This is a genomic window from Pseudomonas vanderleydeniana, assembly GCF_014268755.2.
GTDB lineage: Bacteria > Pseudomonadota > Gammaproteobacteria > Pseudomonadales > Pseudomonadaceae > Aquipseudomonas > Aquipseudomonas vanderleydeniana.
In genome coordinates this window covers 5,749,000-5,769,888 of sequence record NZ_CP077093.1, presented here as the reverse complement: position 1 = coordinate 5,769,888, position 20,889 = coordinate 5,749,000, and the positions used below count along the sequence as shown (strand labels likewise).

20 protein-coding genes are annotated in these 20,889 nt (G+C 63.1%); 10 read left to right on the top strand and 10 right to left on the bottom strand.

Annotated elements, in window-relative coordinates; translation table 11 throughout:
- The first annotated feature begins 9 nt into the window (after positions 1-9).
- Entirely contained in the window at positions 10-1,332 is a 1,323-nt protein-coding gene (flgE, locus tag HU752_RS25880; protein WP_186685106.1) for a flagellar hook protein FlgE, read from the top strand.
- Between the two features lie 273 nt (positions 1,333-1,605).
- On the opposite strand, the gene HU752_RS25875 is transcribed toward flgE, so the two are convergent.
- The gene (locus HU752_RS25875) at positions 1,606-4,512 is read right to left on the bottom strand and encodes a ribonucleoside-diphosphate reductase subunit alpha (RefSeq protein ID WP_186685108.1); all 2,907 of its coding nucleotides are present in this window, start codon (positions 4,510-4,512) and stop codon (positions 1,606-1,608) included.
- Between the two features lie 730 nt (positions 4,513-5,242).
- Between HU752_RS25875 and HU752_RS25870 the strand changes: the two genes are divergently transcribed.
- Both HU752_RS25870 and HU752_RS25865 read left to right on the top strand, forming a co-directional pair.
- On the top strand, positions 5,243-5,965 hold the full coding sequence (locus tag HU752_RS25870) for a response regulator (protein ID WP_186685110.1): 723 nt from the start codon (positions 5,243-5,245) through the stop codon (positions 5,963-5,965).
- Positions 5,962-7,572, top strand: coding sequence for an ATP-binding protein (locus tag HU752_RS25865; RefSeq protein WP_186685112.1), 1,611 nt, complete (start codon positions 5,962-5,964; stop codon positions 7,570-7,572). Before HU752_RS25870 ends, HU752_RS25865 begins: the two co-directional genes overlap by 4 nt.
- A gap of 32 nt (positions 7,573-7,604) precedes the next feature.
- Here HU752_RS25865 and HU752_RS25860 read toward each other — a convergent pair whose 3' ends face one another.
- Positions 7,605-8,330, bottom strand: coding sequence for a 4'-phosphopantetheinyl transferase family protein (locus HU752_RS25860; RefSeq protein ID WP_186685271.1), 726 nt, complete (start codon positions 8,328-8,330; stop codon positions 7,605-7,607).
- A 212-nt stretch (positions 8,331-8,542) separates the two neighbouring features.
- Here HU752_RS25860 and HU752_RS25855 point away from each other — a divergent pair, with 212 nt between their 5' ends.
- Both HU752_RS25855 and HU752_RS25850 read left to right on the top strand, forming a co-directional pair.
- Positions 8,543-9,220, top strand: coding sequence for a response regulator (locus HU752_RS25855; RefSeq protein ID WP_186685114.1), 678 nt, complete (start codon positions 8,543-8,545; stop codon positions 9,218-9,220).
- Positions 9,217-10,566: an ATP-binding protein gene (locus HU752_RS25850; protein ID WP_186685116.1), complete on the top strand. Its 1,350-nt coding sequence runs from the start codon at positions 9,217-9,219 to the stop codon at positions 10,564-10,566. Before HU752_RS25855 ends, HU752_RS25850 begins: the two co-directional genes overlap by 4 nt.
- Here HU752_RS25850 and HU752_RS25845 read toward each other — a convergent pair.
- Entirely contained in the window at positions 10,563-11,561 is a 999-nt protein-coding gene (locus HU752_RS25845) for an AraC family transcriptional regulator (RefSeq protein ID WP_186685118.1), read from the bottom strand. The genes HU752_RS25850 and HU752_RS25845 overlap by 4 nt on opposite strands.
- 337 nt (positions 11,562-11,898) lie before the next feature.
- On the opposite strand from HU752_RS25845, the gene HU752_RS25840 reads away from it, so the two are divergent.
- Both HU752_RS25840 and HU752_RS25835 read left to right on the top strand, forming a co-directional pair.
- A complete protein-coding gene (locus tag HU752_RS25840; protein WP_186685120.1) occupies positions 11,899-13,230 on the top strand; it encodes a dicarboxylate/amino acid:cation symporter in 1,332 nt (443 codons plus the stop codon).
- Positions 13,231-13,383: 153 nt separating this feature from the next.
- Positions 13,384-14,589 (top strand): CaiB/BaiF CoA transferase family protein, encoded by a 1,206-nt coding sequence (locus HU752_RS25835; RefSeq protein ID WP_225920070.1) that lies wholly within the window; start codon positions 13,384-13,386, stop codon positions 14,587-14,589.
- A 159-nt stretch (positions 14,590-14,748) separates the two neighbouring features.
- Here HU752_RS25835 and HU752_RS25830 read toward each other — a convergent pair whose 3' ends face one another.
- Both HU752_RS25830 and HU752_RS25825 read right to left on the bottom strand, forming a co-directional pair.
- Entirely contained in the window at positions 14,749-15,243 is a 495-nt protein-coding gene (locus tag HU752_RS25830; protein ID WP_186685122.1) for a SprT family zinc-dependent metalloprotease, read from the bottom strand.
- Between the two features lie 130 nt (positions 15,244-15,373).
- A complete protein-coding gene (locus HU752_RS25825) occupies positions 15,374-15,976 on the bottom strand; it encodes a Yip1 family protein (RefSeq protein ID WP_186685124.1) in 603 nt (200 codons plus the stop codon).
- 307 nt (positions 15,977-16,283) lie between these two features.
- On the opposite strand from HU752_RS25825, the gene ttcA reads away from it, so the two are divergent.
- Positions 16,284-17,108: a tRNA 2-thiocytidine(32) synthetase TtcA gene (gene ttcA / locus HU752_RS25820; RefSeq protein WP_186685126.1), complete on the top strand. Its 825-nt coding sequence runs from the start codon at positions 16,284-16,286 to the stop codon at positions 17,106-17,108.
- Positions 17,109-17,117: 9 nt separating this feature from the next.
- A complete protein-coding gene (locus tag HU752_RS25815) occupies positions 17,118-17,789 on the top strand; it encodes a DNA-3-methyladenine glycosylase I (RefSeq protein ID WP_186685128.1) in 672 nt (223 codons plus the stop codon).
- A gap of 149 nt (positions 17,790-17,938) precedes the next feature.
- Here the strand turns inward: HU752_RS25815 and HU752_RS25810 are convergent, their stop codons facing one another.
- From HU752_RS25810 to arsC, 3 genes are read right to left on the bottom strand one after another with little or no spacing between them, the layout of a single operon-like run.
- Complete coding sequence (locus HU752_RS25810; protein WP_186685130.1) at positions 17,939-18,364, bottom strand: DUF2069 domain-containing protein; 426 nt, start codon at positions 18,362-18,364, stop codon at positions 17,939-17,941.
- Complete coding sequence (gene wrbA / locus HU752_RS25805; protein ID WP_186685132.1) at positions 18,357-18,962, bottom strand: NAD(P)H:quinone oxidoreductase; 606 nt, start codon at positions 18,960-18,962, stop codon at positions 18,357-18,359. Before wrbA ends, HU752_RS25810 begins: the two co-directional genes overlap by 8 nt.
- Entirely contained in the window at positions 18,959-19,312 is a 354-nt protein-coding gene (gene arsC, locus HU752_RS25800; RefSeq protein ID WP_186685134.1) for an arsenate reductase (glutaredoxin), read from the bottom strand. The genes wrbA and arsC overlap by 4 nt, the downstream gene beginning before the upstream one ends.
- A gap of 114 nt (positions 19,313-19,426) precedes the next feature.
- Between arsC and HU752_RS25795 the strand changes: the two genes are divergently transcribed.
- Complete coding sequence (locus HU752_RS25795) at positions 19,427-19,888, top strand: TlpA disulfide reductase family protein (protein ID WP_186685136.1); 462 nt, start codon at positions 19,427-19,429, stop codon at positions 19,886-19,888.
- A gap of 67 nt (positions 19,889-19,955) precedes the next feature.
- On the opposite strand, the gene HU752_RS25790 is transcribed toward HU752_RS25795, so the two are convergent.
- Entirely contained in the window at positions 19,956-20,360 is a 405-nt protein-coding gene (locus HU752_RS25790) for an META domain-containing protein (RefSeq protein ID WP_186685275.1), read from the bottom strand.
- Positions 20,360-20,794: a hypothetical protein gene (locus HU752_RS25785; RefSeq protein ID WP_186685138.1), complete on the bottom strand. Its 435-nt coding sequence runs from the start codon at positions 20,792-20,794 to the stop codon at positions 20,360-20,362. Before HU752_RS25785 ends, HU752_RS25790 begins: the two co-directional genes overlap by 1 nt.
- Positions 20,795-20,889 lie beyond the last annotated feature (95 nt).

Genomic DNA, 20,889 nt, shown 5'->3' with positions numbered 1-20,889 from the left:
GAGAGAAGCATGTCTTTTAATATCGGTTTGAGCGGTCTCAACGCGGCCCAGAAACAGCTCGACGTCACCGGCAACAACATCGCCAACGTCAACACCACCGGCTTCAAATCGTCCCGTGCGGAGTTCGAGGACGTCTATTCGGCGACCAAGCTCGGCGTATCGTCCAAGACCATCGGTAACGGTGTGCGCCTGGCCAACGTTTCGCAGAACTTCGGCAACGGTGGCATGAACGTCACTGGCAACGCGCTCGACATGGGCATCCAGGGTAACGGCTTCTTCACCCTGAGCGACAACGGTTCGTTGATGTACACCCGTGCCGGTACCTTCAAGACCGACAAGGACGGCTACATCACCAACTCCGATGGTACCGCGCGCCTGCAGGGCTTTGCCGCCGACTCCAATGGCAACATCATTCCGGGCGTGCTGACCGATCTGCGTATCGACGTATCGAACCTGCCGCCGCAGACCACCACCACCATTGGTGCGACGATCAACCTGGATTCGAAGTCGGCTGTGATCAATCAGACCACAACCCCGTTTGACCCAACGAACACCGCCAGCTATACCACGCCATTCAGCTCCGACATCTACGACACCCAGGGCAACAAGCACTCGCTCGATCAGTACATGGTCAAGACCGGTGCCAACACCTGGAACGTCTATACGTTGATTGATGGACGCAATCCGAATGGCACCGCGCCAACCTCGCCTCCCACTGGCCTGGCGACTGACCCGACTCCAGTGCAGATGGTGTTTGATAGCTCTGGGAAGCTGCAGAGCATTGGTGGTGTCACCGGCGCCACGACCATTCCGGTCAAGAACTGGGTCCCTGGGACGGTGACCAATGGTGTTTGGGCTGCGAACGGTGCGGGCTCCAACGACCCGACCGGTAAAGGCATCACCACTGACTGGTCGAAAACCACCCAGTTCAACGCTGATACCTCCCGTGCCGCGATCATTGGCGACGGCTACGCCACTGGCCAGATCACCGATATCAGCATCGACGGCACCGGTATCATCTTCGCCAATTTCAGCAACAACCAGCACAAGCCAATCGGCCAGGTCGCGGTAGCGAGCTTCACCAACGAGCAGGGCCTGCAACCTGCCGGTGGCACCAACTGGAAGCAGACTTTCGCCTCGGGCCAGCCAGCCTATGACGGTGGTGAAGTCGGCACCAACGGTTCGATCGTTTCCGGCTCCCTGGAAGGCTCCAACGTCGACCTGACCAGCGAGCTGGTGGACCTGATCAAGGGCCAGAGCTACTACCAGGCCAACGCCAAGACCATCTCCACCCAGAGCACCATCATGCAGACCATCATCCAGATGACCTGATGATCGCCTGAGCTTCACCAGAAAAGCCCCTTGATTGGGGCTTTTTTGTGCCTCCAAGCCAACTGCCAGGGATATTGCGCCCGCGTGTGGGAGCCGGCTTGCTGGCGATAGCGATTGATCTGCGGGCTTCGCCGCAGGCTGGGACGCTGCTATCGCCAGCAAGCCGACTGCCACCGTTCCATGGTTTTCTCCGGGCAAAAGAAAACCCCCGCCAGGTCCAGGACCTGGCGGGGGTTTCTCAGGCTTGCGCCGCTAGGCGCTCACCCGCTCAGCTTACTGGCAAGCTTCGCAATCCGGCTCGTCGATGGCGCAAGCCTTCGGTACCGGAGCCGGGCCGGCTGGTGCGGCTGCGGCAGGAGCGGCCAGGACCGAATCGTCGCCGTGGTTGCCGCCGCTGGAAACAGCGTTCAGCTTGCCGGTGTTGATGGTCGACTTCTCGGTGCTGGTCGCGGCCAGGGCACGGAGGTAGTAGGTGGTCTTCAGGCCACGGTACCAGGCCATGCGGTAGGTCACGTCCAGCTTCTTGCCCGAAGCGCCGGCGATGTACAGGTTCAGCGACTGAGCCTGGTCGATCCACTTCTGACGGCGGCTGGCGGCGTCGACGATCCACTTGGTTTCCACTTCGAACGCGGTCGCATAGAGCTCCTTGAGCTCCTGCGGGATACGCTCGATCTGCTGCACCGAACCGTCGTAGTACTTCAGGTCGTTGATCATGACCGAGTCCCACAGGCCGCGAGCCTTCAGGTCGCGAACCAGGTAGGGGTTGATCACGGTGAATTCGCCCGACAGGTTCGATTTCACGTACAGGTTCTGGTAGGTCGGTTCGATCGACTGCGATACGCCGGTGATGTTGGCGATGGTCGCGGTCGGTGCGATGGCCATGATGTTCGAGTTACGAATACCTTTCTGCACGCGGGCACGTACTGGCGCCCAGTCCAGGGTTTCGTTCAGGTCGACATCGATGTACTTCTGGCCACGGGCCTCGATCAGGATCTGTTGCGAATCCAGCGGCAGGATGCCCTTGGACCACAGCGAGCCCTGGAAGGTCTCGTAGGCGCCACGCTCGTCGGCCAGGTCGCAGGAAGCCTGGATCGCGTAGTAGCTGACCGCTTCCATCGACTTGTCGGCGAACTGCACGGCCGCATCGGAACCGTAAGGAATGTGCTGCAGGTACAGCGCGTCCTGGAAGCCCATGATGCCGAGGCCGACCGGACGGTGCTTGAAGTTGGAGTTCTTCGCTTGTGGCACCGAGTAGTAGTTGATGTCGATGACGTTATCGAGCATGCGTACGGCGGTGTTCACGGTGCGCTGCAGCTTGGCGGTGTCCAACTGGCCGTTGACGATATGGTTCGGCAGGTTGATCGAGCCCAGGTTGCAGACGGCGATTTCGTCCTTGTTGGTGTTCAGGGTGATCTCGGTGCACAGGTTCGAGCTGTGCACCACGCCCACGTGCTGCTGCGGGCTGCGCAGGTTGCACGGGTCCTTGAAGGTCAGCCATGGGTGGCCGGTCTCGAACAGCATCGAGAGCATCTTGCGCCACAGGTCCTTGGCCTGGACCACCTTGAACAGCTTGATCTTGTTGTACTCGGTCAGGGCTTCGTAGTACTCGTAGCGCTCTTCGAAGGCCTTGCCGGTCAGGTCGTGCAGGTCCGGCACTTCCGATGGCGAGAACAGGGTCCACTTGCCGTCATCGAAGACACGCTTCATGAACAGGTCGGGGATCCAGTTGGCGGTGTTCATGTCGTGGGTACGACGACGATCGTCACCGGTGTTCTTGCGCAGCTCGATGAACTCTTCGATGTCCATGTGCCAGGTTTCCAGGTAGGCACAGACCGCGCCCTTGCGCTTGCCGCCCTGGTTGACCGCCACGGCGGTGTCGTTGACCACTTTCAGGAACGGTACGACGCCCTGGGACTTGCCGTTGGTGCCCTTGATGTACGAACCCAGCGCACGGACCGGAGTCCAGTCGTTACCCAGGCCACCGGCGAATTTCGACAGCATGGCGTTGTCGTGGATGGCGCCGTAGATGCCCGACAGGTCGTCCGGCACGGTGGTCAGGTAGCAGCTCGACAGCTGTGGACGCAGGGTACCGGCGTTGAACAGGGTCGGCGTCGAAGCCATGTAGTCGAAGGACGACAGCAGGTTGTAGAACTCGATGGCGCGGTCTTCACGCTGCTTCTCTTCGATCGCCAGGCCCATGGCCACGCGCATGAAGAAGATCTGCGGCAGTTCGAAGCGGATACCGTCCTTGTGGATGAAGTAACGGTCGTACAGGGTTTGCAGGCCCAGGTAGGTGAACTGCTGGTCGCGCTCGTGGTTGATCGCCTTGCCCAGCTTCTCCAGGTCGAACTCGGCCAGTACCGGGTTCAGCAGTTCGAACTCGATGCCCTTGGCGACGTAGGCCGGCAGCGCCTTGGCGTACAGGTCGGCCATCTCGTGGTGGGTGGCGCTTTCGGCCACGTCGAGGAAGCCCAGGGCTTCGGCGCGCAGGGTGTCCATCAGCAGGCGGGCGGTCACGAACGAGTAGTTCGGCTCGCGCTCTACCAGGGTACGGGCGGTCATCACCAGGGCGGTGTTGACGTCTTTGAGCGCCACGCCGTCGTAGAGGTTCTTCAGGGTTTCGCGCTGGATCAGGTCGCCGTCGACTTCTTCCAGGCTTTCACAGGCTTCGCTGACGATGGTGCTCAGGCGGCCCATGTCCAGGGGCGCGAGGCTGCCATCGGCACGGGTGATGCGGATCGATGGGTGGGCGTTGACCGGCTCGTCGGCTGGCGCGCGGGTGGCACGCTCCTTGGCGCGCGAGTCACGGTAGATCACGTAGTCGCGAGCGACTTTCTGCTCGCCGGCACGCATCAGGGCCAGTTCGACCTGGTCCTGGATTTCCTCGATGTGGATGGTGCCGCCCGAAGGCATGCGACGCTTGAAGGTGGCGGTGACCTGTTCGGTCAGGCGCGCAACGGTGTCGTGAATACGCGACGAGGCAGCGGCAGTGCCGCCTTCAACTGCAAGGAACGCTTTGGTGATGGCGACGGTGATCTTGTCATCGGTGTAAGGAACGACAGTGCCGTTACGCTTGATCACGCGCAGTTGGCCCGGCGCGGTGGCGGACAGATCCAGATTCGAATCGGAAGCCTGCGGCACAGTGCCCTGCGGGTTCTCGCGAGTTGTGTCGGTTTGCATGGGTGTCTCCACGTTCTCTATGTTTGTTTGGGCACCATGAAGGTGCCCACCGTTCCGTCCTGAAGCACTACAACCGACGGATGTCGTCGGGCATAACCACTTCGGGACAGTAGGAAAGGGGCTGTTGGCTCCGCTTCCTTGCCGAAGTTTCGCGGGCGGCGGGTCAGCGACCCGCTGCCGAATTCCTGGTGGGTGACAGTCCGCTACTGCAACACCCGTACCGTTTTCCCTCGCAACTGGGAAAAGGTTGCCATCCGCAGGCGCGGTTTGGTCTTCGAAAAAACTGTTTAGTTCAACCCCTCGGGAGCAAGAAAAAAGCTTGAGTTTTTCGTCCGAAATGTGTTTGGGGTTTGAGGTGGAAAACCCTAGATGTAGGGGTTTTTTTCCACGGGGGTACAAGATAATGCGTTTTTGGGGGGGATTGCAACGTACTACCTGTGGATAAGACTGTGCGTAATTTGTGCATGAAAGGCTGAAGTCGCGCGTAGGCCGCAGCAGCACTGGATCGAACCGTTTGTCACTGTTTTTTACCGCCTCTGACGACCCGGGACGGATTTTTGCGGGCGCGAACCCTATCACAGAAAAAGCCTGTTACCGAGTGCCAATCCTGGCCTGTGTGCTATTGCCGCGCCATTGCTACAATCGGCCGGTCACACGCTTTCATCATCCGCCCGAATCATTACAAAAAGACGAGCGGAGCCTTTCCAACCGATATGCGTAGGGGTAGACCGTGGAGCAAGAGGCCTGGCAGGTATTGATAGTCGAGGATGACGAGCGTCTGGCCGAATTGACGCGCGAGTACCTCGAGGCCAATGGCATGCGGGTCTCCATCGAGGGCAACGGTGCCCTGGCGGCCGAGCGGATCGTGCGCGAGCAGCCGGACCTGGTGATCCTCGACCTGATGTTGCCCGGCGAGGATGGCCTGAGCATCTGCCGTCGGATTCGCGACACGTATGACGGGGTGATCCTGATGCTCACGGCGCGTACCGACGACCTCGACCAGATCCAGGGCCTGGACCTGGGGGCCGACGACTATGTCTGCAAGCCCGTGCGACCGCGCCTGTTGCTGGCGCGGATCCAGGCCTTGTTGCGGCGCAGCGAGCCGTCCGAAAGCGCGGCGCCGCCGGTGCGTCGCCTGCAGTTCGGTCCGCTGGTGGTCGATGAGGCCCTGCGCGAGGCTTGGCTGAACCAGGCCGGTATCGAGCTGACCAGCGCCGAATTCGACCTGCTCTGGCTGCTGGTGGCCAATGCCGGGCGGATCCTGTCCCGCGAAGAAATCTTCACCGCCCTGAGGGGGATCGGCTACGACGGCCAGGACCGCTCCATCGATGTTCGTATTTCCCGTATCCGCCCGAAAATCGGCGACGACCCCGAGCACCCGCGGTTGATCAAGACCATCCGCAGCAAGGGCTATCTGTTCGTGCCGGAAGCGGCGGTAGAACGGGTCCTGTGAACTCGATCTTCCTGCGCATCTATGGCGGCATGTGTGCCGCCCTGGTGCTGGTGGCGCTGCTTGGCGTGCTGGCGTTGCACCTGCTCAACGAGGTGCGGGGCGAGCAGTATCGCGAGCGACTGGCCCACGGCACCTTTTCGCTGATGGCCGACAACCTGCAGCCGATGGCCGACATCGAGCGCCGTCGGGCCCTGGTGGTGTGGGAGCGCCTGCTGGGTATCCCGCTGTCCATGCAGTCGATCAGTGCCGCCGGTCTCGATCTCGGGCAGCGGACCCGGGTTTTGCGTGGCCAGGCCCTGGTGGTGCAGAGCGGGCCTTATGCCGCGCGGGTCTATCGATTGATCAGTGAGCAGGAACAGTTGTTGCTGGCGGGGGATGTCCAGCAGATCAGCGAGCAACTGGCACGGGCCACCATCTACCTGCTGGCCGATGAGCTGGTGCGCTATCCGCTGGCCGAGCAGCCGGCCCGCCTGGCAGCCTTGAAGAAGGACAAGGGCTTCGGTTTCGACATGCGCCTGGTGGCACTCGACCAGGCGGACATGGATGAGGACCAGCGCCGGCGCATCACCGAGGGTGACACGGTCATGGCCCTGGGCAAGGGCGGTGACTCGATCCGGGTCTTTGCCGGAGTGGCCGGCACGCCCTGGGTCCTGGAAATCGGCCCGCTGTACCAGATGAACCCGTACCCGCCACAGTGGCTGGTGTTGATCGCGGTACTGGGGCTGAGCCTGATCGGCCTGATCGTCTATCTGCTGGTACGCCAGCTGGAGCGACGCCTGCGTGGCCTGGCGTCGGCTGCCACGCGGATTGCCCAGGGCAGCCTGGAAACCCGCGTGCCGGCCGGTGGGGCGGATTCCATCGGCCGGCTGGCCGGTGCCTTCAACGACATGGCCGAGCACCTGCAGCGTTCGTTGATGATCCAGCGCGAGCTGGTACGGGCGGTGTCCCATGAGTTGCGTACGCCGGTGGCACGCTTGCGCTTCGGGCTGGAGATGGTGGGGGATGCGACCACCGAGCAGGCCCGCGTCAAATATATGGAAGGAATGGACAACGACATCCAGGACCTCGATCGCCTGGTGGATGAAATGCTCACCTATGCGCGGCTGGAGCAGGGTTCGCCGGCGCTGAACTTCCAGCGCATCGATCTCGATGCCCTGGTCAACCAGGTGATCGGCGAGCTGGCGCCGCTGCGCGCCGATGTCCGCGTCGCGCGCGGGATCTGCCTGTCGGCCGCCGATTGCGACGACGCCTGGGTCGAGGCCGAGCCGCGCTATCTGCACCGGGCCTTGCAGAATCTGGTCAGCAACGCCATGCGCCATGCGCAGTCACAGGTCAGCATCAGCTATCAGGTCGGCCAGTTGCGTTGCCGGATCGATGTCGAGGATGACGGCCCCGGAGTGCCGGAGAGCGCCTGGGAGAGGATCTTCACGCCGTTCATGCGCCTGGACAACAGCCGGACCCGGGCGTCGGGCGGGCATGGTCTGGGATTGTCGATCGTGCGGCGGATCATCCACTGGCACGACGGCCGGGCGCTGATCGGCAAGAGCAAGAACCTCGGGGGCGCCTGTTTCAGCCTGAGCTGGCCGCGGCATCAGGAGAAGGCCTGAGGCCCTTTCGCGATCCGGAGAACACTCCAGGCTCAGGCGGCAATGCTGACCAGGCTCAGCAGGTGCTCCCCCTGCACGACATACTGGGCATCCAGTTCGACGCCATGGCGCCATTCACTGGACAGGTCGGTCAGCAGGCGCATCCGGACACGGCCCTGCATGTCCCACTCCAGCACCTCGGCATGCTCGAAATAGAAGCGCTGCAAGACCAGTGGATAGAGCGCCTTGAACAGACTTTCCTTGGCCGAGAAGGTCAGGGTCACCGCCAGGGCAGTCTGTTCGGCGAGCCCGACGGCCAGGCGTTGCAGTTCAGCCGGGGTGAGGATTTCACCGGCCAGGCGTTCGGCCCGCTCGTGCGGTAGCAGGCTTTCCAGGTCCATGCCCAGCCCGCGCCAGTGCTGTCGGTTGGCAACGATGGCGGCGGCCCGTCCGGTACCATGGGTGATCGAGCCACAGGCATGGGCCGGCCAGATCGGCGCGCGATCCTCGCCGATGGCGGGTACGCAGTCGGTGCCGTCCAGTTTCAACAGCGCGGCACGGGCGCAGAGCCGACCGGCGAGGAATTCCGCCTGGCGTTTGGCAACCGAGCGTTGGATACTCGCCGGCGCCTGGATCCGGCTGCGCTGGAAGTCGTCCGGTGCCAGGCGGTTCGGATCGAAGTGAGTGCCCAGCCATACGCTATGGGGCAAGGCCACCGGCAAGGGCCAATGGTCGTCGAGTGGTGTGCAGCAGGCGGGGAGGGCGTCAGGCAGATTCATGCCGGACATTTTGCCGGCTCGAGCCGGAGCTGGGTAGTGGCGATCGCGATCCGGCCTGTGTTCAGGGGGAGTTCAGGGCCACTTGGGTACTCTGTAACGGTGATGATGCGCCGGGTCTGCACGTGCTGGTTGGTCGTATCTTTTACGAAACACTTTGGCAGAACTGAGTTACCGTTAGTGGTGATGCGATGCCCGTATCGTTGGAGAGCGTTATGAAGTTGCTGGTGGTAGAAGATGAGGCGCTGTTGCGCCATCACTTGCAAACCCGGCTGACCGACAGTGGCCATGTGGTCGAGGCGGTGGGCAATGCCGAGGAGGCGTTGTACCAGACCGAACAGTTCAACCATGACCTGGCGGTGATCGACCTGGGCCTGCCCGGCATGGGCGGCCTGGACCTGATTCGCCAACTGCGCAGCCGTGGCAAGGTGTTCCCGATCCTGATCCTGACCGCCCGTGGCAACTGGCAGGACAAGGTCGAGGGACTGGCCGCCGGTGCCGATGACTACGTGGTCAAGCCTTTCCAGTTCGAGGAACTGGAGGCGCGGATGAATGCGCTGCTGCGCCGTTCCAGTGGCTTCACCCAGTCGACGATCACCGCCGGGCCGCTGTTGCTCGACCTCAATCGCAAGCAGGCCTCGCTCGAGGAGCAGCCGCTGGCCCTGACCGCCTACGAGTACCGGATTCTCGAGTACCTGATGCGCCACCATCAGCAGGTGGTCGCCAAGGACCGCCTGATGGAACAGTTGTACCCCGATGACGACGAGCGCGACCCGAATGTGATCGAGGTGCTGGTCGGCCGCCTGCGGCGCAAGCTGGAAGGCCCGGTCGGCTTCAAGCCGATCGATACCGTGCGTGGCCTGGGCTACATGTTCAACGAGCGTTGCCGATGATTCGTTCGCTGCGGGTGCGGCTGATGCTGGCCGCCACGACCCTGGCGATTCTGTTCATGCTGGCGCTGCTGCCGGCGATGCAAGGGGCCTTCAGCCTGGCCTTGCAGGACTCCATCGAGCAACGGCTGGCCTCGGATGTCACCACGCTGATTTCCGCCGCGCGAGTAGACAATAAGAAACAGCTGCAGATGCCCAACCTGCTTCCCGACGAGCAGTTCAACCTGCCGGATAGCCGTCTGCTCGGCTACATCTACGACCGCGACGGCCGTCTGGTGTGGCGCTCGCGGGCGACCCAGGAAGAGAACATCAACTACAAGCCGCGATATGACGGCCGCGGCAACGAATTCGCGAAGATCCGCGAGGACAACGGCAACGAGTTCTTCGTCTATGACGTCGAGGTCAAGCTGCTGGGTGGCAAGAGCGCTGCCTACAGCTTCGTCGCCTTGCAGCCGATGCGCGAGTACAAGATGACCCTCGCCGGTTTGCGCGAGAAGCTTTACCTGGGCTTCGGCGCGGCCCTGTCGGTGCTGCTCGGCCTGCTTTGGCTCGGCCTGACCTGGGGCCTGCGGGCATTGCGGCGGCTCAGCCAGGAGCTGGACCAGATCGAAAGCGGCGAGTTGCAGAGCCTCAGCGAGGAACATCCGCGCGAGTTGCTGCGCCTGACCGGCTCGCTCAACCGCCTGCTGCGCAGTGAGCGTGAGCAGCGCAGTCGCTACCGTGACTCCCTGGATGACCTGGCCCACAGCCTGAAAACGCCGCTGGCGGTCCTGCAGGGCGTCAGTGAAGGCATGGCGCAGCGGCCGCAGGACCGTGACCAGGCGTGGATTCTGCAAGGCCAGATCGAACGCATGAACCAGCAGATCAGCTATCAGTTGCAGCGTGCCAGCCTGCGCAAGAGCGGCCTGGTACGGCACCAGGTCGAATTGCGGCCAGTGCTCGACAGCCTGTGCAGCACCCTGGACAAGGTCTATCGCGACAAGCGGGTCCGGGTGGCCATCGATGTGCCGGAATTCAGTCACGTGCCGATCGAACAGGGGGCCCTGCTGGAACTGCTCGGCAACCTGCTGGAAAACGCCTACCGGCTGTGCCTGAGCCAGGTGCGCATCAGCCTGCGTCGCGGTTTGCAGGGGATCGAGGTGTATGTCGAGGATGACGGCCCCGGCGTGCCGCCGGACCAGCGGGCGCGGATTCTGCAGCGGGGTGAGCGGCTGGATCGCCAGCATCCGGGACAGGGCATTGGCCTCGCGGTGGTCAAGGACATCATCGAAAGCTACGACGCCGAGCTGACCCTGGGCGATTCGCCACTGGGCGGCGCGTCGTTCCGTATCCACTTCCCGGCACTTTAGCGCTCCTGGGCGCGATAGGCGCCCGGAGTCAATCCGGTCCACTTCTTGAACGCGCGGTGAAACGCCGAGGGTTCGGAGAATCCCAGCTGCTCGGCGATCTGTTGCAACGACAGGTCGTTGCGGCCCAGATGGTAGATGGCGATATCCCGCCGCAGCTGATCCTTGAGCTCCTGAAAGCTGGTGCCTTCCTCGCGCAGATGCCGACGCAGGGTCTGGGCGCTGGTGTGCAAGTGCTGGGCGACGGCCTCCAGGTCCGGCCAGTTGCTGGCGTCACGGCTGAGCAAGCGACGCAACTGGCTGCTGAGGCTGTCGCCGTCGTCCGGGCGGGCCAGCAGGTCGGCGGGTGCCCGCCGCAGGAACTGCTTGAGGGTCCGTTCGTCCTGTAGCAGCGGCATGCCCAGGTAGCGGCTGCTGAACAGCAGGCTGCTGGTGGGCGTCGAGAACTCCAGCGGGCAGGGGAACAGCAGGTCGTATTCGCTGGCATGCTCGGGGCGTGGATAGTGGAAGGTGGCCTGTTCCAGGCGGATGCGCTGGCCGACCAGCCAACTGCCCAGGCGATGCCAGATCACCAGCAGGCATTCGCACAGGAAGTGTTCCGGGTCCCAGAGGTTCGATGCATCCAGGCTCAGGCGCACCTTGTCGCCCTCGTGCGTCAGGCTCAACAGGGGACCCTCGGGAAACAGGCGATAGAACAGCAGCCCGCGATTGAGGGCCTTTTCCAGGTTGCTGCAGTGGATCAGGGCGTGGCACATCATGGCGAAGGTGCCGCGATGGCTGCGGCTGTGGCCGAACCCCAGGTATTCGTCATCCAGTTCCAGCCACAGGCCCTGCAACAGTTGGGTGAACTGCTCCGGTGCCAGGCGTGCCTTGGGTTCGCTCAGCAACTCCGGGGCGATGCCCAGCCGTTGCAGCAGGCCCGCGTAGGCATGACCCTGGCGGCGGGCGCCATCCAGGGCGGCATTGGCGAAGTGGCTGGCGATGCTGCGTTCACGCATGGGGCGGTCGGTCCCTGTCCATTGAATGGCGGATCTTAGGCAGGGATTTCGAGGTGGGACAAGGCGGATATCCGCCAAAATCCATGGCTGCCGACAGTGGAAGGGCGGAAATCCGCCATCTATGCTGTAGGTACTGGATGACAGAACGAGACCGAAAGCCTGATGGCTAAAGGCTTTGACGGAATTTTCCGAAAGTGGCACGCGCTTTGCGATAGGGGAACAGTCTGCCCTCGCAGTTCGACAAACAACAAATCCCTCCGGTGCAGGAGGGTTCGTGCTTCAGGTCATGTCCCCGTCGGATGGATGACAGGTGTGTGATCTCTTGAGGAACTTTGCAATGACGACTCGTCAGCCACTGTACAAATCGCTGTATTTCCAGGTCATCGTAGCGATCGCTATCGGTATCCTGCTCGGCCATTTCTACCCACAGACCGGCGTGGCCCTCAAGCCACTGGGTGACGGCTTTATCAAGCTGATCAAAATGGTCATCGCCCCCATCATCTTCTGCACCGTGGTCAGCGGCATCGCTGGCATGCAAAGCATGAAATCGGTCGGCAAGACCGGTGGCTATGCGCTGCTGTACTTCGAAATCGTCTCCACCATCGCCCTGCTGATCGGCCTGATCGTGGTCAACGTCATCCAGCCGGGCAACGGCATGCACATCGACGTGGCTACCCTGGACGCCAAGAAAGTCGCGGCCTACGTGACTGCCGGTGCGGACCAGAGCGTGGTCGGCTTCATTCTGAACGTGATCCCGAACACCATCGTCGGTGCCTTCGCCAACGGCGACATCCTGCAAGTGCTGATGTTCTCGGTGATCTTCGGTTTCGCCCTGCACCGCCTGGGTGACTACGGCAAGCCACTGCTGGACCTGATCGATCGCTTCGCCCACGCGATGTTCAACATAATCAACATGATCATGAAGCTGGCGCCACTGGGCGCGCTGGGTGCCATGGCCTTCACCATCGGCGCCTACGGCGTGGGCTCGCTGGTTCAACTCGGCCAGCTGATGATCTGCTTCTACATCACCTGCGTGCTGTTCGTGGTGGTGGTACTGGGCGCCATCTGCCGTGCCCACGGTTTCAGCGTACTGAAGCTGGTTCGCTACATCCGTGAAGAGCTGCTGATCGTGCTGGGTACTTCCTCCTCGGAATCCGCCCTGCCGCGCATGCTGGTGAAGATGGAGCGCCTGGGTGCGAAGAAATCGGTCGTGGGCCTGGTGATTCCAACCGGCTACTCGTTCAACCTCGACGGTACCTCGATCTACCTGACCATGGCGGCCGTGTTCATCGCCCAGGCGACCGACACCCACATGGACATCACCCACCAGATCACCCTGCTGCTGGTACTGCTGCTGTCCTCCAAGGGCGCTGCGGGCGTGACCGGTAGTGGTTTCATCGTTCTGGCCGCCACCCTGTCCGCCGTCGGCCACCTGCCGGTTGCCGGCCTGGCGCTGATCCTGGGTATCGACCGCTTCATGTCCGAAGCCCGCGCCCTGACCAACCTGGTCGGTAACGCGGTAGCGACCGTGGTCGTGGCCAAGTGGGTCAAGGAGCTGGACGAAGACAAGCTGCACGCGGAACTGGCTTCCGGTGGTCGTGGCATCGAGGACGAGCGTCCTCAAGACGACCTGGGCGTGGCCGAAGGCCAGGCGCCAAGCGTCAAGTAAGTCTCTCTGCTGACTGAAAAAACCCATCTTCGGATGGGTTTTTTTATGCCGCGCGATGAGCGATTGGGTCATTGGCGCCGAGCGTTGCGGTAATTGCCGTCCGGTCTTGGGCTACCTACTCTGTGAGGCATCGTGCTGATCAGGAAGGTGGCTATGCGACAAAGCATGCAAGAGCCTGGGCAAGGCCCGCTGGCATCGCTGAAGGTCCTCGATTTCTCGACACTGCTGCCGGGGCCGTTCGCCTCGTTGCTGCTGGCGGACATGGGCGCCGAAGTCCTGCGCATCGAGTCGCCCAATCGTCCGGATCTGTTACGTGTGCTGCCGCCCCATGACCAGGGCGTTTCCGCCAGCCACGCCTATCTCAACCGCAACAAGCGAAGCCTGGCCCTGGACCTGAAGCGGGCCGAGGCCGTGGCGATCGTGCAGCGCCTGGTGCTCGAGTACGACATCCTGCTGGAGCAGTTCCGTCCCGGGGTGATGGACCGCCTGGGCCTTGGTTATGAAACCCTCAAGCGCATCAACCCGCGGCTGATCTACGTGGCGATCACCGGCTACGGCCAGACCGGACCCTATCGCGATCGGGCCGGACATGACATCAACTATCTGGCGCTCTCGGGCTTGGCCAGCTACACCGGGCGGGCGCAAACCGGTCCGGTGCCGTTGTCGATGCAGGTGGCGGATGTGGCGGGTGGTTCATTGCACGGGGTGGTCGGTCTGTTGGCGGCGGTGATCGCCCGGCAACAGACGGGGCAGGGGCAGTACGTCGATGTCAGCATGACCGATTGTGCGTTCAGCCTGAACGCCATGGCCGGCGCCGGCTTCCTCGCCTGTGGCGTGGAGCCGGGGCGCGAGTCGCAGGTGCTCAATGGCGGCAGTTTCTATGACTATTACCGCAGCCGTGACGGGCGCTGGTTTTCCGTGGGCAGCCTGGAACCGAATTTCATGGGGGCCCTGTGTGACGCCCTGGCGCGTCCGGAGCTGGCCCGCCTGGGGTTGTCGCCCGACCCGGCCCAGCAGCAGTGGCTCAAGCAGCAATTGCAGTTGGAGTTCGAGAAGCAGGACTACACGACGCTGTGCGGGTTGTTTGCCGGCATCGATGCCTGCGTCGAACCGGTGCTGGATCTGGCCGAGGCGGTCGAGCACCCGCAGTTGAAGGCGCGGAGTGTGGTGGTTCAGGTGCCACGTGAGGGCGGCGCCAGCCAGGCGCAGATGGCATGCCCGTTGAAGTTCTCCCTGGGGCTGCCGGAGCCGAGGCACGTCGGATCCGGGCTGGGGGAACACGGCGAGCAGGTGTTGCGTGAGCTGGGGTACAGCGACGAACAGATCGCGGGGCTGCGCAGAGAGGGGGCCTTAGGTTGAGTCTTTCAGGGGTTGTAGCGGCCCTTTCGCGGGCAAGCCGGATCGCCGTACCGCCTGCTCCTGCAAGATTGTGCCGTAGGGCAAGTGTGAGAACGACCAAGGACTGTAGGAGCGAGGCTTGCCCGCGAAGATGGACCCAAGGCCACCATCAGAGGCGGATCATTCGACCCGGACCTCGCCACTGAACACCAGCGTCTGCCGGCAGCGCCGGCACAGGTAACGCCGCCCCTGGCTGACCAGCCGATGGCGCTGGGCCGAGAACGGGAAATCGCTGTCGGCACATGGGCAGCGATAGATGTAGCGTGTCACGCTGCGCCGCTGCACCTCGTAGGTGTGGCAGCGGTTGGGCGGCAGTTCGTAGACGCCGCGCATGATCAGTTGCCATTCCTCGCCATGGGGCTGGATCCGGTCGCCGAACAGTTGATGGGCAATCAGGTGGGCGACTTCATGGGGTACGGTCTGGCGCAGGAAGTCCTCGCTGTTCTCGCGGTACAGTTGTGGATTGAAGCGCAGCAGGTTCTCGTGCAGGTGAGCGACACCGGCTTTCTGGCCACGCAGCTTGAGGCTGATGGTCGGGCGTTTGAAAGGTCGTTTGAAAAAGGATTCGGCTTGCAGGAAACAGTCTTCGACGCGGGTATTGAGTTGCTCGGGCATGCTGTACATTTCTCCAGAGACGTCGAGTATGCCGCAAAGCTCGTCGATTCCGAATCCGCCAGGCGCCGAATGGTCGTGTCGACATGAAAAGGCCGCCTTGCGGCGGCCCGTGTCGGCAGTTTCTGGTTATCTAGTTGGTATACACGGGGCCGACTCCCAGGCCCCAGACGACCACGGTGAAGGCCATGATCGCCACCAGCACGACCAGCCCGACGGCCAGTACCGAGCTGGAGAACAGGAAACCTTCGTCCGAAGGTATGTTCATGAAGGTCGGCAGGCCGACGTAGAGCAGGTAGACCGTGTAGCAGATCGCCGCAGTGCCGACGACCATGCCCAGCCACATGTGTGGATAGAGCGCCGCCAGGCCGCCGATGAACAGCGGGGTGGCGGTGTAGGTGGCGAAGGCCACGCAACGCTGCAGGCTGGGGTTGGCGTCGTAGGTGCGGGCCATCCAGTGGATGAACGCGCCCATCACCGCCACCCCGCCGAGCATGGCCAGGTAGGACATGACGGTCATCCAGATCGCGCTGTCCTGGGTCAGCATGACCGGTGCCCGGTTGCCGATGACCCAGCCGACCCGGGTGGTGCCGATAAAGGCGGAAACCGCGGGGATCGCGGCGAGAATCAGGGTGTGCGTGAGGTACATGTGGCCGATGCTTTCCTCGGCGTCGCCACGGATTTCCCGCCATTCCTGATCAGGGTGGGTGAACAGTCCCACTACGTGATGGATCATGTCAGTCACTCCTTTCGTTATTACCATCGCCCCCCAGATTGGAGCGCCCGGACAGACGGCCAGAGTAATAGGAGGTCTGGATATGTCTGCGACCTTATGTCGCAGTATAGGAAGGACTGGAGCCCGCAAGGCAGGGGTTTTAGCTCAAATTGCACTGTCGGGCGGGGCTGTAATAGCGTTGTAGCATTTGCTGGATGCCCCAGGAGCCCCATGGGCACGCCTGCGTCCGTCCGCTCCACTCCCACCGCAGCGGGTTTGTGCGTAAAATGGCCGCCTTTTTCGACACACCGCGCGGATTTCAAGGGCTATGGGCACTCTTTCGGTCAATCAGAACAAACTGCAGAAACGCCTTCGCCGGCAGGCGGGTGAGGCAGTCGCCGATTTCAACATGATCGAGGACGGCGACAAGGTGATGGTCTGCCTGTCGGGTGGCAAGGACAGCTACACCATGCTCGACGTTCTGATGCACCTGCAGAAAGTGGCGCCGATCAAGTTCGACATCGTCGCCGTGAACATGGACCAGAAGCAGCCCGGCTTCCCCGAGCACGTGCTGCCCGCGTACCTGAAAGAGCTGGGCGTGGAGTACCACATCGTCGAGAAGGACACCTACTCGGTGGTCAAGGAACTGGTACCGGAAGGCAAGACCACCTGCTCCCTGTGCTCGCGCCTGCGCCGTGGCACGCTGTACACTTTCGCCGACGAGATCGGGGCGACCAAGATGGCCCTGGGGCACCACCGCGACGATATCGTCGAGACCTTCTTCCTCAACATGTTCTACAACGGTTCGCTCAAGGCCATGCCGCCCAAGCTGCGGGCCGACGACGGGCGCAACGTGGTGATCCGGCCGTTGGCTTACTGCAGCGAGAAGGACATCCAGGCCTACTCGGACTTCAAGCAGTTCCCGATCATTCCGTGCAACCTCTGCGGCTCCCAGGAAAACCTGCAGCGCCAGGTGGTCAAGGAAATGCTGCAGGAGTGGGAGCGCAAGAATCCGGGCCGTACCGAGAACATCTTCCGTGGCCTGCAGAACGTCAGCCCGTCGCAGCTGGCCGACCGCAACCTGTTCGACTTCGCCAGCCTGCGCATCGACGAGACGGCCGCCTCGCGCTTCGTCAATGTCGTGAACCTGTAAGGGCAGCGCATGCGCGACTACAAGTGGCTGCACGAGTACTGCCTGAACCGTTTCGGTTCGGCAGCGGCACTGGAAGCGCACCTGCCGGTGCCGCGTACCCCGGCGCAACTGCGCGCGTTCGGCGATGACCGCTACCTGTCGATGATCGCCCTGCGCGTTTTCCGCGCCGGGCTCAAGCACAGCCTGGTGGATGCCAAGTGGCCGGCCTTCGAGCAGGTGTTCTTCGGCTTCGACCCGGAGAAGGTGGTGCTGATGGGCGCCGAGCATCTGGAACGGCTGATGCTGGACACGCGGATCATCCGTCACCTGGGCAAGCTCAAGAGCGTGCCGCGCAATGCGCAACTGGTGCTGGACGTGGCGAAGGAGAAGGGCAGCTTCGGCAACCTGATCGCCGACTGGCCGGTCACCGAGATCACCGGTCTGTGGAAGTACCTGGCCAAGCACGGGCATCAGCTCGGTGGCCTGTCGGCGCCCCGCCTGCTGCGGATGGTCGGCAAGGACACCTTCGTGCCGAGCGATGATGTGGTGGCGGCGCTCAACGCCCAGGACATCATCGACAAGGTCCCGAGCAGCCTGCGCGACCTGGCGATCGTCCAGGACGCCTTCAACCAGTGGCATGCCGAGAGCGGACGGCCGATGTGCCAGCTGTCGATGATGCTGGCGTTCACCGTCAACCACTGATCAGGTTTTCTGGGGGACTGATCGTTCCCACGCTCCGCGTGGGAACGCAGCCCGTGACGCTTTGCGTCACAAAAACGGACGCTGAGCGTCCAGGGAGACGTGCCCACGCGGAGCGTGGGCACGATCGGGGCTGCCTCCACAGAAGGGGATCAGGCGATTTGCGGTTGGCCTTCCCCGGCCAGGCGCCGATTCAGCTGGTGGCGCCAGCGCACATACAGCATCGCACTGCAGAACACCGCCAGGCTCGCTCCCATTTCCAGCACGCCGAACAGTTGCCGGTTCGGATCGAAGGCCGCCAGCGCACCCTTGAGAAAGTACAGGTTCACCACATAGCAGGTGAACGAGTGCCCGCGGGCGCTGCCGGTCAGCATCCCCGGCACCAGTGGCAGCAGGGGGACCAGCTCGATCAGCAGGATCACCCAGGGGCGGGCGCCGTGCAGGTCGGCAAAGACCAGGTAGTACACGCACAGCAGGCCGACCAGGCCGAAGAAGCAGGCCAGGGCCAGCCAGCGGCCGAACCTGACGCGCGGTTCCAGCCATTGCTGGCTGGGCAGTACCTTGGGCTTCCTAGCCACGGCCTTTCTCCAGTTGCAGTGCGGTGGTCGCCAGGCGCTTGCCGAGGGCGCGGCACAGGGCGATTTCATGTTCATCCAGCGGTCGCTTGCCGTCGCTGCCGGTGTGGTGGCTGGCACCGTAGGGCGTGCCGCCGCCGCGGGTATCGAGCAGGGCCGATTCGCTGTAGGGCAGGCCGGTGACCAGCATGCCGTGGTGCAGCAACGGCAGCAGCATCGACAGCAGGGTGCTTTCCTGGCCACCGTGCAGGCTGGAGGTCGAGGTGAACACCGCGCCCGGCTTGCCCACCAGGGCGCCGGTCAGCCACAGGTTGCTGGTGCCATCGATGAAGTACTTCAGCGGTGCCGCCATGTTGCCAAAGCGGGTCGGGCTGCCCAGAGCCAGGGCCGAACAGTGCTTCAGGTCGTCGAGGCTGGCATACAGCGCACCCTCCTCGGGGATCGCCGGTGCCACGGCCTCGCATTCGCTGGAAACCGCCGGAACGGTACGCAGGCGTGCCTCCAGGCCGGCCTGCTCGACGCCGCGGGCAATCTGTCGGGCCATTTCGCGGGTGGAACCGTTGCGGCTGTAGAACAACACCAGGACGTACGGTTCGCTCACGGCAGGATCTCCAGTACCTTCTCCGGCGGGCGGCCGATGATCGCCTTGTCGCCCGCCACCAGGATCGGCCGCTCCATGAGTTTCGGATGGGCGGCGATGGCGGCGATCAGTTGCTCTTCGCCGAGCTGGCTGTCGGCCAGGTTCAGGCTCTGGTACTCGTCTTCGCCAGTGCGCAGCAGCTGCCGGGCACTGATACCGAGTTTGCCGAGCAGGTCACGCAGCTGGGCCGCGTCGAGTGGCGTTTCCAGGTAGCGCACCACGGTCGGGGCCAGGCCGCGGGTTTCGAGCAGTTCCAGCGCACCACGGGATTTCGAGCAGCGCGGATTGTGATAAAGCGTCAGATCGGTCATGTGCGGGTCGCATCTTGCGTAAGGTGGCGGGTATTCTACCTGCCTGGCGAGCGCTCCTGAACCGTACGAGGTAAATGGTCGCAGTCGATGACTCATTCGAGGGGGATTGCACACATGGCAAGGCGATTGGCAGCCGTACTGGCGATGATGGGCGCGCTGCTGCTCAGCGGTTGCGGTAATGATTACGGGGTGGACCAGCACGGTCAGAAAGTCGCGGCCGAGCGCCTGGACAAGCATTGGAAGGTCGTCAACTACTGGGCCGAGTGGTGTGGCCCGTGCCGCACCGAAATTCCCGAGCTCAACGCCCTGTCCGAACAGCTCAAGGAGCAATCGGTGGGGGTATTCGGGGTCAACTTCGACGGTTTGCAGGGCGATGACCTGAATAAGGCCGCCGAGGCGCTGGGGATCCGGTTCACGGTGCTGGCGCAGGACCCGGCGGATCTGTTCGAGCTGCCACGCAGCGAGGCGTTGCCGGTGACCTACATCATCGACGACAAGGGCAAGGTGCGCGAGCAACTGATGGGTGAGCAGACCGCGGCGGGTGTGCTGGCGAAACTCAAGGCCCTCAAGGGCTGAGGGACCGCATCGGAAAACGGGGCGCCTTGGTGGAAGACGCCCCGCCCGGGGTTGAACGGCGCAGCGCTCAGCCTTCTTCCGACCACAGGCGCAGCGGCTGGCCCTGGGCTGGCCAGAAGCGTACCTGCTCGACTGGGGAGATATCCCAGCGCTGGACGTTTTCCAGCGCCTGCAGGAAGCGTTTTTCCTGTTCCATCAGGGCTGGTGCGCAGAGCTTGCGGGTGCTGCCGACCTTGCCGAAGCTCAGGCTGTCGCCATCGAGGGTGTACGGCGCGAACCAGTGGTTGCAGCCGCCGTTGCCATAGGCCCGGCCATCTTCTCCGAGGGTGACGGTCAGGTGGCTGTTGTCGATCAGCGGACGTTCGCCGATCCACTCCAGCACGTAGCTGTGATCCTGCTGCAGTTGCACACGGTCGCCGGCACAGCCCAACAGGCTGGTGGCCAGCATCCCCAGAATCACCGCTTGTTTCATCATATTGCCTCCTGGCATTTCGGGCAGAGGTGCTTCTCGCCCTGGGTGGTCCAGCCCAGCTCGGCGATGCGAGCCGTGGCTGCGGGTTTCTGGGCCGGGGTGCCGAGCTTGGCATCCACGGCGAACTCGAAGTCCAGCTGCTTGGCGCAGCGGTCGCAGTTGACCTGCCACTGGTGAATCGCCAGCTCGCCGAACACCGGGCCGCGAGCCATGGCGGTCCATTGGCCCGGTGGGTTGATCAGGTGCCGTACGGTTTCTACGGTCAGGCGCATGGACAGGTCGCGGCTGCCCTTGAGGGTGACCAGCAGCACGTCGTCGATACGGATCGAGCCACCGTTGCCGGTGACCTGGTAGCGACCCGGCACCAGGGCACGGCATTCGGTCAGGGTGTGTTGCGGGTTCATCAGGCTGTAGCGGAAATCGTGTTCGACCATGGGTCCTCCAAATATGGTCGATATGCTAGCACGCAGAGGCCCGACCGATGGCAGTCGCTTGCGACCTTCGATCCGGTTGGCCGGGCCTGTTCGCC